The 13,167-nt window shown below is 67.9% G+C and carries 14 protein-coding genes; 7 read left to right on the top strand and 7 right to left on the bottom strand.

Going from position 1 to position 13,167, the window contains the following annotated elements:
- Positions 1-26: 26 nt before the first annotated feature.
- The 5 genes from ABD683_RS08755 to ABD683_RS08735 are packed head-to-tail and all read left to right on the top strand — an operon-like array spanning position 27 to position 4,427.
- Entirely contained in the window at positions 27-791 is a 765-nt protein-coding gene (locus tag ABD683_RS08755; RefSeq protein ID WP_344769126.1) for an enoyl-CoA hydratase family protein, read from the top strand.
- On the top strand, positions 788-1,657 hold the full coding sequence (locus tag ABD683_RS08750; protein WP_344769124.1) for a CoA transferase subunit A: 870 nt from the start codon (positions 788-790) through the stop codon (positions 1,655-1,657). Before ABD683_RS08755 ends, ABD683_RS08750 begins: the two co-directional genes overlap by 4 nt.
- The gene (locus tag ABD683_RS08745) at positions 1,654-2,412 is read left to right on the top strand and encodes a CoA-transferase subunit beta (protein WP_344769122.1); all 759 of its coding nucleotides are present in this window, start codon (positions 1,654-1,656) and stop codon (positions 2,410-2,412) included. The genes ABD683_RS08750 and ABD683_RS08745 overlap by 4 nt, the downstream gene beginning before the upstream one ends.
- Complete coding sequence (locus tag ABD683_RS08740; RefSeq protein ID WP_344769120.1) at positions 2,409-3,476, top strand: NAD(P)H-dependent flavin oxidoreductase; 1,068 nt, start codon at positions 2,409-2,411, stop codon at positions 3,474-3,476. Before ABD683_RS08745 ends, ABD683_RS08740 begins: the two co-directional genes overlap by 4 nt.
- Positions 3,477-3,521: 45 nt before the next feature.
- Positions 3,522-4,427: an esterase/lipase family protein gene (locus ABD683_RS08735; protein WP_344769118.1), complete on the top strand. Its 906-nt coding sequence runs from the start codon at positions 3,522-3,524 to the stop codon at positions 4,425-4,427.
- Here the strand turns inward: ABD683_RS08735 and ABD683_RS08730 are convergent.
- The 4 genes from ABD683_RS08730 to ABD683_RS08715 all read right to left on the bottom strand — a co-directional run bounded on the left by ABD683_RS08730 (position 4,424) and on the right by ABD683_RS08715 (position 8,545).
- Positions 4,424-5,161, bottom strand: a complete 738-nt coding sequence (locus tag ABD683_RS08730) for a 3'(2'),5'-bisphosphate nucleotidase CysQ (RefSeq protein WP_344769117.1) — start codon at positions 5,159-5,161, stop codon at positions 4,424-4,426. The two genes, ABD683_RS08735 and ABD683_RS08730, sit on opposite strands and share 4 nt — an antisense overlap.
- Positions 5,158-6,996 carry an adenylyl-sulfate kinase gene (cysC, locus tag ABD683_RS08725; RefSeq protein WP_344769115.1) on the bottom strand — a complete coding sequence of 613 codons (1,839 nt, stop codon included), beginning with the start codon at positions 6,994-6,996 and terminating at the stop codon, positions 5,158-5,160. The genes ABD683_RS08730 and cysC overlap by 4 nt, the downstream gene beginning before the upstream one ends.
- Positions 6,996-7,907, bottom strand: a complete 912-nt coding sequence (gene cysD, locus ABD683_RS08720) for a sulfate adenylyltransferase subunit CysD (RefSeq protein ID WP_344769114.1) — start codon at positions 7,905-7,907, stop codon at positions 6,996-6,998. The genes cysC and cysD overlap by 1 nt, the downstream gene beginning before the upstream one ends.
- A gap of 74 nt (positions 7,908-7,981) precedes the next feature.
- A complete protein-coding gene (locus tag ABD683_RS08715; protein WP_344769112.1) occupies positions 7,982-8,545 on the bottom strand; it encodes a TetR/AcrR family transcriptional regulator in 564 nt (187 codons plus the stop codon).
- A 47-nt stretch (positions 8,546-8,592) separates the two neighbouring features.
- Between ABD683_RS08715 and ABD683_RS08710 the strand changes: the two genes are divergently transcribed.
- Both ABD683_RS08710 and ABD683_RS08705 read left to right on the top strand, forming a co-directional pair.
- Positions 8,593-10,122: an NHL repeat-containing protein gene (locus tag ABD683_RS08710; protein WP_344769111.1), complete on the top strand. Its 1,530-nt coding sequence runs from the start codon at positions 8,593-8,595 to the stop codon at positions 10,120-10,122.
- Entirely contained in the window at positions 10,119-10,904 is a 786-nt protein-coding gene (locus tag ABD683_RS08705; protein ID WP_344769109.1) for an SDR family oxidoreductase, read from the top strand. The genes ABD683_RS08710 and ABD683_RS08705 overlap by 4 nt, the downstream gene beginning before the upstream one ends.
- Here ABD683_RS08705 and ABD683_RS08700 read toward each other — a convergent pair.
- The 3 genes from ABD683_RS08700 to ABD683_RS08690 form a co-directional block, all read right to left on the bottom strand.
- Positions 10,901-11,335, bottom strand: coding sequence for an SRPBCC family protein (locus ABD683_RS08700; RefSeq protein WP_344769107.1), 435 nt, complete (start codon positions 11,333-11,335; stop codon positions 10,901-10,903). The genes ABD683_RS08705 and ABD683_RS08700 overlap by 4 nt on opposite strands.
- 93 nt (positions 11,336-11,428) lie before the next feature.
- Positions 11,429-12,577, bottom strand: a complete 1,149-nt coding sequence (locus ABD683_RS08695) for an acetyl-CoA C-acetyltransferase (RefSeq protein WP_344769106.1) — start codon at positions 12,575-12,577, stop codon at positions 11,429-11,431.
- A complete protein-coding gene (locus ABD683_RS08690; protein WP_344769104.1) occupies positions 12,574-13,167 on the bottom strand; it encodes a TetR/AcrR family transcriptional regulator in 594 nt (197 codons plus the stop codon). The genes ABD683_RS08695 and ABD683_RS08690 overlap by 4 nt, the downstream gene beginning before the upstream one ends.

Genomic DNA, 13,167 nt, shown 5'->3' with positions numbered 1-13,167 from the left:
GCTTGGTTGTGTACGGAAGGGTCTCCATGTCTGCAGTCACCAGCGAGCAACGCGTCGACGGGATCCTCGTCGTCACGATGGCCCATCCGCCCGTCAACGCCCTCCCCGTGCAGGGCTGGTTCGACGTGGCTGACGCGCTGAACGCCGTCGCCGCCAATCCGGCCGTCAAAGTCGTGATCCTGCGCGCCGACGGCAAGGGCTTCAACGCCGGCGTCGACATCAAGGAGATGCAGAACACCACGGGCTTCGACGCCCTGCTCGGCGCCAACAAGGGCTGCTTCGCCGCATTCAAGGCCGTGTATGAGTGCGCCGTCCCGGTCATCGCCGCGGTCAACGGCTTCTGCGTCGGCGGCGGCGTCGGCCTCGTCGGCAACGCCGACATCGTGGTCGCCAGCGACGACGCATACTTCGGCGTGCCCGAGGTCAACCAGGGCGCACTCGGAGCGGCGACGCACATGGCCCGCCTCGTACCGCAGCAGATGATGCGCTCGCTCTACTTCACCGCGGCGACGATCCCCGCCTCCGAGCTGCACCGGTTCGGTTCGGTCTACCGACTCGTCCCCCGCGACGAGCTCGACGCCACCGCGCTGGAGGTCGCCGCCGAGATCGCAGCCAAAGATGGGCGAGTCATCCGCGCCGCCAAGGAGGCGCTGAACGGCATCGAGCCGGTCGACGTCAACCACAGCTACCGGTTCGAGCAGGGCTTCACGTACGAGCTCAACCTCATGGGCGTGAGCGACGAACTTCGAGACGACTTCGCTGGAACCGACAAGGCAAAGGGCGGTAAATGAAGGCACCATCCAAGGAGATGTCGCTCGACGACGTCATCGGCCGCATCGAGGACGGCATGACCGTCGGCATCGGCGGTTGGGGCTCGCGCCGCAAGCCGATGGCGCTGGTACGGGCGATCCTGCGCAGCGACCTCCAAGATCTGCACATCGTGTCGTACGCCGGGCCTGACGTCGGCCTACTGCTCGACTCCGGCAAGGTTCGCCGCGTCACGTACGCGTTTGCGACGCTCGACTCGATCCCCCTCGAGCCGCTCTTCAGCAAGGCACGCGTCGACAAGACCGCCGAGTTCCGTGAGTGGGACGAGGGCATGTTCCAGACCGGGCTTCGCGCTGCGGCACAGCGCATCTCGTTCCTGCCGATGCGTGCCGGCCTCGGCTCGGCGGTGCTCGACAACGACACCGACCTGCGCACCGTGACCTCGCCGTACGACGCCGACGAGACGCTGGTCGCCGTGCCTGCGCTCAACCTCGACGTCGCGCTGGTGCACATGAACCGCGCCGACGAGCTCGGCAACGGCCAGTACCTCGGGCCCGACCCGTACTTCGACGACCTGTTCTGCATGGCCGCCAACGAGGCCTACCTGTCGACCGAGCAGATCATCGACTCCGCCGGGCTCACGGTCGACGCACCGCTGCAGAGCCTGCTGATCAACCGCACGATGGTGGCCGGCGTCGTCGAGGCACCCAACGGCGCACACTTCACCGACTGCACCCCGACGTACGGTCGCGACGAGAAGTTCCAGAAGGCGTACGCCACCGCCGCCAAGACACCCGAGGACTGGGCCGCTTTCAAGGAGCGCTTCCTGTCCGGTGACGAGGCCGCCTACCAAGCCGCCGTCACTGCGTTCAAGGAGGAGCAGGCATGACCGTCACTCGCGCGGAGTACTGCGCCGTTGCCATCGCCGACTGCTTCGCCGAGGACGGCGAGATCATGGGCAGCCCGATGGGACTCCTGCCGACGCTTGGCGCGCGGCTGGCCAAGAACACCTCCAACCCGTTGCTGCTGCTCACCGATGGTGAGGCCCGCATCCTGCGCGGCACACCGCCGCTGGGGCAGAGCGCCGATGTCGTCGAGGGCTGGATGCCGTTCCGCAACGTGCTCGAGCACGTCGTCCCGTACGGCAAGCGCCACGTGATGATGGGTGCGACGCAGATCGACAAGCACGGCAACCAGAACATCTCCGCGATTGGGCCGTGGGACCAACCCAAGCGCCAGCTGCTGGGTGTACGAGGTGCGCCGGGCAACACGGTCAACAACAAGACGTCCTACTGGGTGCCCAAGCACTCCGACCGCGTCGTCGTCGAGCAGGTCGACATCGTCTCGGGTGTGGGCAAGGCTCGCGCCAAGGCTGCCGGCCCGGCAGCAACGAAGTTCCACAACGTGCCGAGGCTCGTCACCGACCTCGGTGTGTTCGACTTCGAGGGCCCCGGCGACACCATCCGCTTCGTCTCGATCCACCCGGGCGTCACGGTCGAGGAGGTACGCGCGGCCAGCGGCTGCGAGATCCATGCCGACGGCGACGTACCGTTCACCCGCGAGCCAACCGAGGGCGAGCTCGTGCTGATCCGTGAGCTGCTCGACCCCAAGGAGCTCCGCGAGCGCGAGGTACCCGCCCGATGATCGACCAGCTGCTCTCCACGCCGCTGACCGAGCTGGTCGGCGTCCGTCACCCGGTCGTGCAGACCGGGATGGGCTGGGTCGCCGGACCGAGCCTGGTCAGCGGCACCGCCAACGCCGGCGGCCTCGGCATCCTCGCGTCGGCGACCATGACGATCCAGGAGCTTGAAGCGGCGATCCTCGAGGTCAAGAGCCGCACCGACAGGCCGTTCGGCGTGAACCTCCGTGCCGACGCCGCCGATGCGCCCGCACGCTGCGACCTGCTCATCGAGCACGGAGTGAAGGTCGCGTCGTTCGCGCTGGCCCCTAAGCCCGAGCTGATCGCCAGGCTCAAGGAGCACGACATCGTCGTGATCCCCAGCGTCGGCCTTCCCAAGCACGCGGTGAAGGTTGCCCAGTGGGGCGCCGACGCCGTGATGATCCAGGGCGGCGAGGGAGGCGGTCATACCGGCTCCGTCCCGACCACCCTGCTGCTGCCGACCGTGCTCGACGCGGTCGACATCCCGGTGATCGCCGCCGGCGGCTTCTTCGACGGTCGCGGCCTCGCGGCGGCGCTCTCCTACGGCGCAGCAGGCGTCGGCATGGGCACCCGCTTCCTGCTGACCGCCGACAGCCGCGTACCCGAAGCCGTGAAGCAGCGTTACCTCGCCGCGACCCTGGACGACACCGTCGTCACCAAGAAGGTCGACGGCATGCCGCACCGCATGCTCCGCACCGAGCTCGTCGAGCAGGTCGAAGCCGGCTCCGGCCTCCGGCGCATCATCCCGACCGCCCGCCGGACCCTCGAGTTCAAGAAGATGGCCGGCATGACGTGGAAGCAGCTCGCGATCGACGGACGCTCGATGCGCAAGGAGCAGGGCCGTACGCTCGGCCAGCTCGCCCTCGCCGCCAACACCCCGATGATGCTCAAGGCCGGTCTGGTCGAGGGTGATCCGTCCGCGGGAGTGCTTGCCTCGGGCCAGGTCGTCGGCGTGATCAACGACCTGCCGACCTGCGAGGAGCTGATCGACCGGGTCGTCACCGAGGCGGCGGCCGCGTTGAAGCGGACCAGCTCGTACCTGATATAGCCGCGGATCGTTGAACTCCTAGAACGCGCTCTCATGGGAGTCTGTATGCGCCGCATCATCGCCCTCGCCGCTGTCCTTGCCTTCGTCCTTGCCGGATCGCCCGCGACAGCGGAGACCAAGCCGCTCCCGGTGCCCTACAACTTCCTGCCCGCGGCGATCCTCGGTGGCACACCGAACGCCGACGCCCCCGGCACGAACGACTGGACGTGCAAGCCGTCCGCCGCGCACCCGCGACCCGTCATCCTGGTGCACGGCACGCTGGGCAACCAGGCGACCAACTGGCAGACGTACGGGCCGCTGCTCAAGAACGACGGCTACTGCGTCTTTGCCCTGACGTACGGCGCACTCCCCGCGCCCTACCCCGTCAACGCGCTGGCGGGCCTTGGCAGCATGCGCACCAGCGCGGTGCAGCTGCAGCAGTTCGTCGACCGCGTCCGTACGTCAACCGGCGCAGCGAAGGTCGACCTCGTCGGCCACTCGCAGGGCACGCTGATGCCGCAGTACTACATCAAGTTCCTCGGTGGCGCGTCCAAGGTGAAGAACTACGTCTCACTGGCACCGCTGTGGCACGGCACCGAGGTCATCCCGGCGCAGCTCGCCAACCTGCTGCGCCTCGACGCGTCCAACATCCCGGTGTGCGTGGCATGTGGCGAGTTCAACCCGGGCTCGACGTTCATGACGGAGCTGCGAGCCGGCGGTGTCGCGTCACCCGGAGTCACGTACACCAACATCGTCACGAAGTACGACGAGCTGGTGCAGCCCTACACGAGCGGCATCGAGCCCGGCATGAACAACATCGTGCTGCAGGACCGCTGCGCCATCGACTACACCGAGCACTTCGAGATCGCCGCCGACCGCAATGCGTCGCTCTATGTGCTCAACGCGCTCGACCCGGAGCACCCGCGACCCATCACCTGCACCCTGAGCCTGCCCTTCATCGGCGGACCCTAGGACGCAGCGGCGATCGCCTTGAGCAGGTCATCGGCCAGGTCGGCCCGGCAGATCAGCAGATCAGGCAGGTAGGGATGCTCGGCGTTGTACGTCAACGGCGAACCGTCGACGCGTGACGCGTGCAGCCCGGCTGACAGCGCCACGCCGACGGGCGCCGCGGAGTCCCATTCCCACTGGCCGCCATCGTGCAGGTACGCGTCCGCGTCGCCGCGCAGCACCGCCATCGCCTTGGCGCCGGCTGAGCCCATCGGGGTCGACACCGCACCGAACGCCTCGACCACGGCGGCACCCCAGGACGGGGGACGGCTGGCGCTCATCAGGAAGATCGGCCTGTCCCGCTCCACGGTCGTCGCGGTGGCGGTACCGGTCGCGTAGACCGTCGACAGTGCAGGCTGCGCCACCGCCGCAGACGTGATCCCGGAGCCGCGCTCCCAGAGGGCGACATGGACGGCCCAGTCGGTCCGCCCTGCCATCCCGTACTCGCGGGTGCCGTCGACCGGGTCGATGATCCACACCCGGTCAGCGCTGAGCCGTGCCGGCGAGTCAACCGACTCCTCCGACAGCACGGCATCGTCCGGCCGTTCGGCAGCCAGCAGCGTGAGCAACAGCTCGTTGGACCGCGCATCGCCCGCCTTGCCGAGCTCCTTGCCGGTCAACGACGAGGTGCGCTGCAGGTCGAGCAGCAACGCACCCGCCAGCGCGGCGAGGCGTGACGCGAGCTCGGAGTCGCTCACTGCTCGCGGATCCGGTCGAGGACGAGGTTGGCCAGCTCGGTGACATCACCGTCGCTCGGGCGCAGCAGCAGGTCGGGGCGCATCGGTGCCTCGTACGGTGCGCTGATGCCGGTGAACTCCGGGATCTCGCCGGCGCGGGCCTTGGCGTACAGGCCCTTGGGGTCGCGCGCCTCGCACTCGGCGAGCGGGGTGTCCATGAAGATCTCGATGAACGGCAGGCCGTCGGCCTCGTGGCTCGCCCGCGCTGCGTCGCGGTGCTCGCGGTAGGGGCTGACCAGGGAGACGATTGCGACGACGCCGGCATCGGCCATGAGCTTGGCGACCTCGGCGACCCGTCGTACGTTCTCCTGCCGGTCCTCAGGACTGAAGCCGAGACCGGCGTTGAGTCCGTGACGGAGGTTGTCGCCGTCGAGGATGTACGCCGGCTGTCCCGCGGCCACCAGACGACGCTCGACCTCGACCGCGACGCTCGACTTGCCCGAGCCCGACAGACCGGTGAACCAGAGCGTCCTGCCCTGGGTCTTGCGGAGCTCGCGGGTCACCGCGCCGCTGTGCCAGACGATGTTGGGCTCGTTCTGGACCTCGCCGAGGATCATGCCGGCGGCGACCGTACGGTTGGTCGCTTCGTCGATCAGGATGAAGCCACCCGTGTCGCGGTTGCGACGGTAGGGATCGAAGTGCAGCGGCTTCTGGGTGCGCAGGCGTACGCGGCCGATCTCGTTCAGGCCGAGGCTGGTCGCCTTCTCGTCGCGGTGCAGCGTGTTGATGTCGAGGCGGTACTCGAGGCTCTTGATCGTCGTCCGCGTCTCGCGGGTCGTGTGCAGGATCGAGTAGGTCGCGTCGGTGGCCAGCGACAGGTCGGTGTCCATCCAGGCGATCATCGCGTCGACATCCTGGGAGCTGGTCGGCCGGTTGTTGGGCCGGCACAGCATGTCGCCGCGACTGATGTCGATGTTGTCGGCGAGCTCGATCGTCACGGCCTGGCCGGTGAATGCCTCGTCGAGCTTGGTGCCGCCGGGTCCGAGCACGTTGGTGACGGTGGTCGAGAATCCCGACGGCAGCGCCACGACCTCGTCGCCCGGACGGAACACGCCGCCGGCAATCGTGCCGGCGTAGCCACGGAAGTCGTGGAAGTCGGCCTGCTGCGGCCGGATCACGTACTGCACCGGCATACGCGTGTCGATGAGGTTGCGGTCGGAGGCCACGTGCAGCCCTTCGAGGTGACCCAGCAGCGCCGGCCCGTCGTACCAGGGCATCGCGGTGCTGTGCGTGACGACGTTGTCGCCCGACAGCGCCGACATCGGGATGAACGTCAGGTCGGCGACCTCGAGCTTCGACGCGAAGGACGCGAACTCCGTACGGATCTCGTCGAACCGCTCCTCGGAGAAGTCGACCAGGTCCATCTTGTTGATGCACAGCACGATGTGCGGGATGCCGAGCAGGGTCGCGAGGAACGCATGGCGACGCGACTGCTCGAGCACGCCGTGCCGCGCGTCGATCAGGATCAGCGCGACGTCGGCGGTTGAGGCGCCCGTGACCATGTTGCGCGTGTACTGGATGTGGCCGGGGGTGTCGGCGATGATGAACTTGCGCTTGGGGGTCGCGAAGTAGCGGTAGGCGACGTCGATCGTGATGCCCTGCTCACGTTCGGCGCGCAGGCCGTCGGTGAGCAGCGCCAGGTCAGGGCCTTCGTGACCGCGGGCGGCGCTGGCCGTGGTGACGGCGCTGAGCTGGTCCTCGAAGATCGACTTGCCGTCAAACAGCAGCCGGCCGATGAGGGTGGACTTGCCGTCGTCGACGCTGCCGGCGGTGGCGATGCGGAGAAGCTGCGACATCAGAAGTAGCCCTCCTTCTTGCGGTCTTCCATGCCGGCCTCGGAGATCCGATCATCGGCGCGGGTGGCCCCCCGCTCGGTCACGCGTACCGCGGCGACCTCGTCGACGACCTGCTCACGCGTCTCGGCGGTCGACTCGACGCAGCCGGTGCAGGTGGCGTCGCCGACCGTACGGAACCGCACCATCGCCTCGAACGGTTCCTCGCCGTCCTCGGGCTCGATGAACCGGTTGACCGCGAGCAGCATCCCGTCGCGCTCGACGACCGTCCGGGTGTGCGCGTAGTAGAGCTCGGGGAGGTCGATCTGCTCGCGCTGGATGTACTTCCAGATGTCGAGCTCGGTCCAGTTGGAGAGCGGGAAGACGCGCATGTTCTCGCCCTTGTGGTGGCGGCCGTTGTAGAGGCTCCACAGCTCGGGGCGCTGGTTCTTGGGGTCCCACTGGCCGAACTCGTCGCGGAAGCTGAAGACGCGCTCCTTGGCGCGGGCCTTCTCCTCGTCGCGGCGGGCCCCGCCGAACACGGCGCCGAACTGGTTCTCCTTGATGCCGCGCAGCAGCGAGATCGTCTGCAGCTTGTTGCGCGGGCCGAGTGGTCCGCCGATCTCGGTCGCACGCCCGGCGTCGATGTCGTCCTGCACCGAGGCGACGATCAGCCGCAGCCCGAAGCGCTCGACGGTCGCGTCACGGAACTCGATGACCTCGTCGAAGTTCTGCCCCGTGTCGATGTGCATGACCGGGAACGGCACCGGTGCGGGCCAGAACGCCTTCGCGGCCAGGTGCAGCATGACGACCGAGTCCTTGCCCCCCGAGAAGAGGAGAGCAGGGCGTTCGATCGTGGCCGCGACTTCGCGGAAGATGTGGACCGCTTCGGCCTCGAGCTTGTCGAGGTCGGTCAGTTCGTACGTGATGGTCACGCGGCGTCCGTCCAGTCGATGCAAAAGTAGAACAGGTTCTAGTTTTGCATCCCACGGCGCTGACCGCAAGGACCTCAGGACGAAAGTAGCGCTGACACCTGCTCAGCGATGGCCCGTCGTACGTCTTCGGGGTCGGCGCCCGTGGCGTCGCTCATGAACTGGCCGAAGATCAGCCACCCCAGCACCGAAGCCCCCGCGACCGAGGTCTGCACCGCGTCGGCAGGGCCGCTGTCACGCCAGAGCCCGGAGAACAGCTCGGTCGTCGATGCCGTTCCGGGCAGTGCGGCCTCAGGACTGTCGAGCACAGCGTGCACCAGGGTGCGCCAGTAGGACGGCGTCGCCGCGAGGAGGTCGAGCAGCTCGGCGACGACCTCCGGAGACGCCGATCCCTCGGTCGGCAGGCCTGCCTCGACGACGGCCCTGACGACGACGTCGGCATCGGCGGCGAGCATCTGCTCGAGCACGTCGGCCTTGGTGCCGAAGTGGCGGTGCACCAGGGCGTGGTTGACCCCGGCGCGGGCGGCGATGTCGCGTACCGAGAACCCGTCGGGACCACGCTCGGCGACGAGGGCGCTGGTCGCGGTGAGCACTGCCGTACGGATCTGCTCGCGACCTCTGGGCTTGGCGTCGACCGTCATGTGAGAAGTCTATACACCGATGTAACCAACCGGTTACAGTCATCCGCATGCGTCGCTCACTCCTCTTCGCCGGTGCCGTCATGCTCGCGGCCGCGCTCGCCGCTCCCGCCCATGCGGCCACCCCCAAGCCCGAAGTCACCCTCCCGCCGATCCCCGCGATCAGCGGTCTCCCGATCCCCTCGCTGCCGACGGACCTGCTGGTCCCGAAGTTCACCGGAGCACCCGCGACGGCCAACCCGATCGTGCATCCACCGATCCCGCAGAACCCGTGGCTGTCGCCGGACGGCACCAACACGATGCACAACGACTCGTACGCCTCCGACGCCTATCAGGTCAGCGGCCCGCTGGGTCAGAACCTCAAGGTGAGGTCGGCGTCCTACGGCGTACGCGAGTGCGCCACCGTCGCATTCGACTCGCACGACCGCATCGTCGGGCTGTGTGGCGGGCTCGAGGGCTTCGGGATGATGGTCATCGATCCCGTGACGCTGAAGCCGATCTCGGAGATGCGCACCTCGGCACGCAACCTGCTCACCAGCGCCAACCCGTTCACCGACATCTGCGGCGGCACCTACTTCTTCCTCGACGGCGATGACGTCGCCTACCCGACGACAGCCAAGAAGTCGGTCCTCAAGATCAAGGTCGAGGACAACGGCAGGCTCACCCAGCTCGGCGAGTGGTCGCTTGCGGCCAAGGTCGCCGCCGACGACTGCCTCATCGCGACGATGCCCGACTACGACGGCCGCATCTGGTTCTTCACCCAGCAGGGCACGGTCGGCACGCTCGACCGCACGACCGGCGCCGTCCAGACGACGCAGCTTCCAGCGGGCGAGGAGGTCACCAACTCGGTCTCCACCGACGAGACCGGCGGCATGTACGTCGTGTCGACCCACGCGCTCTACCGGCTCGACGCCAACACCGGCGGCGTGCCCGAGGTGACGTGGCGCGAGACGTACGACCGCGGCACGAGGCTCAAGCCCGGCAACCTCTCGCAGGGCTCCGGCACCACGCCGACGCTGCTCGGCGACCGCTGGGTGGCGATCAACGACAACGCCGATCCCAAGACCAACGTGCTCGTCTACGACCGCCGCGAGGGAGTCGCCGACCGACTGCACTGCACGCAGCCGGTGCTCGCCGACAACGCGGGCACGACCGACAACAGCCTCGTGGCGGCCGGCAACTCGTTCATCATCGAGAACAACTACGGCTACGGCGGGCCGCTCACGACGCTGCTCGGCCAGACGTCGACGCCGGGTCTTGCCCGGGTGATCGTCGACGACGAAGGCTGCCAGGTCGCGTGGACCAACAACGAGATCGCACCCAGCTCGGTCGCCAAGGCGTCGCTCGGCAACGGACTGCTCTACGCGTACACGAAGCCGAAGCAGGCTGACCCGCTCAAGAACACCCTCGACGCGTGGTACTTCACGGCGATCGACATCCGCACCGGCCAGACGAAGTGGAGTCGCCTGATGGGCACCGGCATCCAATGGAACAACCACTACGCCGCGATCTATCTGGGTCCCGACGGTGCCGCCTACATCGCCACCCTGGCAGGCCTGATCAGGATCACCGACGGATGAGGACGTACGTCGTCAGCGGCGCCGCCAGCGGGATCGGCGCCGCGACCACCGCGCTCCTGCGCGGCCAGGGTGACCGCGTCATCACGGTCGACCAACGCGACGCGGATGTCGTGGCAGACCTCGGTACGGCTGCCGGTCGCGCAGAGGCCGTGGCAGGAGTACAGGCGCTGACCAACGTCGTGCACGGTGTCGTACCGTGCGCCGGCATCGTCGGCGTGGCCGGCGCCGACTGCGCTGCGATCGTGTCGGTCAACTACTTCGGTGCGGTCGATCTCGTACGCGGCCTCAAGCCACAGCTCGCAGCTGCCGGCGGCTCGAGCGTCGTGATGATCGCGTCCAACTCGATCACGGGGATGCCGGGCTGGCGGTTGTCGACCGCCGAGCTCTGCCTGGCCGGTGACGAAGAGGCCGCGCGGGCCGATGCGGTCGAAGCCGATCCGTTGACGGTCTATCCCGGCACCAAGGCCGCGCTCGCCTGGTGGGCTCGTCGCGAAGGCATCACCGAAGCGTGGATCGGCGAGGGCATACGCCTCAATGCTGTGGCACCCGGCTCGATCAACAGCCCGATGACCGATCGGCTGCTCGCCGATCCCGATGTCGGCCCGCTCGTCGCGGCCTACCCCTCCGCTCTCGGGCGCATGGGTCGGCCCGACGAGATCGCGGCGCTGGTCGCGTTCCTGCTGTCAGACGCGAGCAGCCTGATGGTCGGCTCGGTCGTGTACGCGGACGGCGGCACCGACGCGATGCTCCATCCGATCGCCCCCGAACGCTGGGTCCTCTAGCGCGACTCGACGTACTTCTTGAAGTCCTTGCTACCGGTGTCGAGCGCGCTCTTGAGCACGCGCTTGAGCACGAAACCGGGCATCGGGACCTTCACGCCGATCTCCAGGTCGAGCTTGATGTGCGTGCCGGAGTCGGTCGGCGTCAGCGTGTAGGTCGCGACCTGCTTGGACTGGACTGAACTCTCCGCCAGCACCCAGGTCACCGAGTCGAGGCCGTTCCACGTGTAGTCAGTGACCTCTTCGTCCTTGAAGCCAGCCGCGGAGACCTTGGCTCGTACGCGGTGCGGTCGACCGTCGGGGTGACGCGACTCGACCTCGGCCGACTGGTGCGCGCTGGAGCGCTGGGGCAGCTCCTCGATCGCCGCCACGGCGTCCATGACTTGCTCGGGCGTGGCATCGACGTCGAACTCGGTGGTGCCGGAGACTGCCATGTCCGGAATGTACCGGCACCCCCGCGATTTGTGACGTTAAAGGCGCTTCGCGACAGCTTTGACGCTCATAAGGTCACAAATTGCGGCGGGGAGCTAGAGGCGTTCGATGATGGTGACGTTGGCCTGACCGCCGCCTTCGCACATGACCTGCAGGCCGAAGCGACCTTCGGTGCGCTCGAGCTCGTTGAGCAGCGTCGTCATCAGGCGTGTGCCGGTGGCGCCGATCGGGTGGCCCAGGGCGATGCCGCCGCCGTTGACGTTGACCTTCTCGTGCGGGACGTCGAGCTCCTGCATCCAAGCCAGCACGACCGAGGCGAACGCCTCGTTGCACTCGAACAGGTCGATGTCGGCGACCGTCATGCCGGCCTTGTCGAGGGCGTGCTTGGTCGCGGCGATCGGGCCGGTCAGCATCCAGATCGGGTCGTCGGCGCGTACTGACAGGTGGTGCACGCGGGCCCGCGGGGTCAGATTGTGATCCTTGACGGCCTGCTCCGACGCGATGAGCATCGCGCTGGCTGCGTCGCTGATCTGCGAGGCGACTGCGGCGGTGATGCGGCCGCCGGGAGCCAGCGGCTCGAGGCCGGCCATCTTCTCCATCGACGTCTCGCGGGGGCACTCGTCGGTCTCGAAGTCGCCAACGGGAGCGATCTCGGCCTTGAAGCGACCCTCGGCGATGGCGGTACGAGCGCGCTCGTGCGACGCCAGCGCGAACGCCTCCATCGCCTCGCGGCTGATGTCCCACTTCTCCGCGATCATCTCGGCGGAGCGGAACTGGCTGACCTCCTGGTCGCCGTAGCGCGCCTGCCAGCCCGGCGACTCCGCGAACGGGGTCGTGAAGCCGTACTGGTCGGCGACCAGCATGGCCGCCGAGATCGGGATGGCGCTCATGTTCTGCAAGCCACCGGCAACCACGAGGTCCTGGGTGCCGGACATGACGCCTTGGGCGGCGAAGTGCACCGACTGCTGCGACGAGCCGCACTGGCGATCGATCGTCACGCCGGGGACGTGATCGGGGAGCCCGGCGACGAGCCAGGCCGTACGCGCGACGTCACCGGCCTGTGAGCCGATCGTGTCGCAGCAGCCCATGATGACGTCGTCGACGGCGCCCGGGTCGATTCCGGTGCGGTCGACGAGTGCCTTGAGCACGTGGCCGCCGAGGTCAGCGGAGTGCATCTGGGCGAGCGAGCCGCCGCGGCGGCCAACCGGCGTACGGACGGCGTCAACGATGAATGCTGAGGTCATGGCGAGGTGATCCCGTCGAGGAGGATGGTGAGGTACTGATTGGCGATGTCGTGGTGGCTGAGCTTGGCGCCGGGGCGATACCAGCTCACCGCGACCCAGACGGTGTCGCGGATGAACCGGTAGACCAGCTCGATGTCAAGATCCTGACGCAGGGCGCCGGAGCTGACACCTTCGGTCAGCAGCGTCATCCAGACGTCACGCGACTGCTGGTTGCGGTCGGCGAGATAGGCGAATCGCTCGAACGTGCCGAGGTAGGCGGCCTCGTTCTGGAAGATCGCCACCTCGTGGTTGTGCTGGTCGATCGTCTCGAACGAGACTCGTACGGCCGCCTCGAGCTTGGCGCGGGGGTCGTCGGTGCCGGCGAGGATCTCGGCGTACTTGCCGAAGAGCTCGGTCTGGAACGACGACAGGATCTCGTCGACCATCGACTCCTTGGAGTCGAAGTGGTGATAGAGCGAGCCGCTCAGGATGCCGGCGGCGTCGGCGATGTCGCGGACCGTGGTGTTCTTGAACCCCTTGGTCGCGAACAGCTCAGCTGCGATCGCCAGCAGCTCGTCGCGCCGAGTGCTCGTCTGGGTCTGCTCAGTCAT

This window comes from Aeromicrobium panaciterrae, from assembly GCF_039537165.1.
GTDB lineage: Bacteria > Actinomycetota > Actinomycetes > Propionibacteriales > Nocardioidaceae > Aeromicrobium > Aeromicrobium panaciterrae.
The sequence above is the reverse complement of the archived record's forward strand: the minus strand, read 5'-3'. Positions and strand labels throughout refer to the sequence as shown.

What these genes read in the sequence shown, in the direction of transcription:
- ABD683_RS08690 (WP_344769104.1), bottom strand. Translation starts at nt 13,167, where the DNA reads ATGACTGAGCAGACCCAGACGAGCACTCGGCGCGACGAGCTGCTGGCG.
- ABD683_RS08700 (WP_344769107.1), bottom strand. Translation starts at nt 11,335, where the DNA reads ATGGCAGTCTCCGGCACCACCGAGTTCGACGTCGATGCCACGCCCGAG.
- ABD683_RS08695 (WP_344769106.1), bottom strand. Translation starts at nt 12,577, where the DNA reads ATGACCTCAGCATTCATCGTTGACGCCGTCCGTACGCCGGTTGGCCGC.
- ABD683_RS08710 (WP_344769111.1), top strand. Translation starts at nt 8,593, where the DNA reads ATGCGTCGCTCACTCCTCTTCGCCGGTGCCGTCATGCTCGCGGCCGCG.
- cysC (WP_344769115.1), bottom strand. Translation starts at nt 6,996, where the DNA reads ATGTCGCAGCTTCTCCGCATCGCCACCGCCGGCAGCGTCGACGACGGC.
- ABD683_RS08735 (WP_344769118.1), top strand. Translation starts at nt 3,522, where the DNA reads ATGCGCCGCATCATCGCCCTCGCCGCTGTCCTTGCCTTCGTCCTTGCC.
- ABD683_RS08755 (WP_344769126.1), top strand. Translation starts at nt 27, where the DNA reads ATGTCTGCAGTCACCAGCGAGCAACGCGTCGACGGGATCCTCGTCGTC.
- ABD683_RS08715 (WP_344769112.1), bottom strand. Translation starts at nt 8,545, where the DNA reads ATGACGGTCGACGCCAAGCCCAGAGGTCGCGAGCAGATCCGTACGGCA.
- ABD683_RS08750 (WP_344769124.1), top strand. Translation starts at nt 788, where the DNA reads ATGAAGGCACCATCCAAGGAGATGTCGCTCGACGACGTCATCGGCCGC.
- ABD683_RS08705 (WP_344769109.1), top strand. Translation starts at nt 10,119, where the DNA reads ATGAGGACGTACGTCGTCAGCGGCGCCGCCAGCGGGATCGGCGCCGCG.
- ABD683_RS08740 (WP_344769120.1), top strand. Translation starts at nt 2,409, where the DNA reads ATGATCGACCAGCTGCTCTCCACGCCGCTGACCGAGCTGGTCGGCGTC.
- ABD683_RS08745 (WP_344769122.1), top strand. Translation starts at nt 1,654, where the DNA reads ATGACCGTCACTCGCGCGGAGTACTGCGCCGTTGCCATCGCCGACTGC.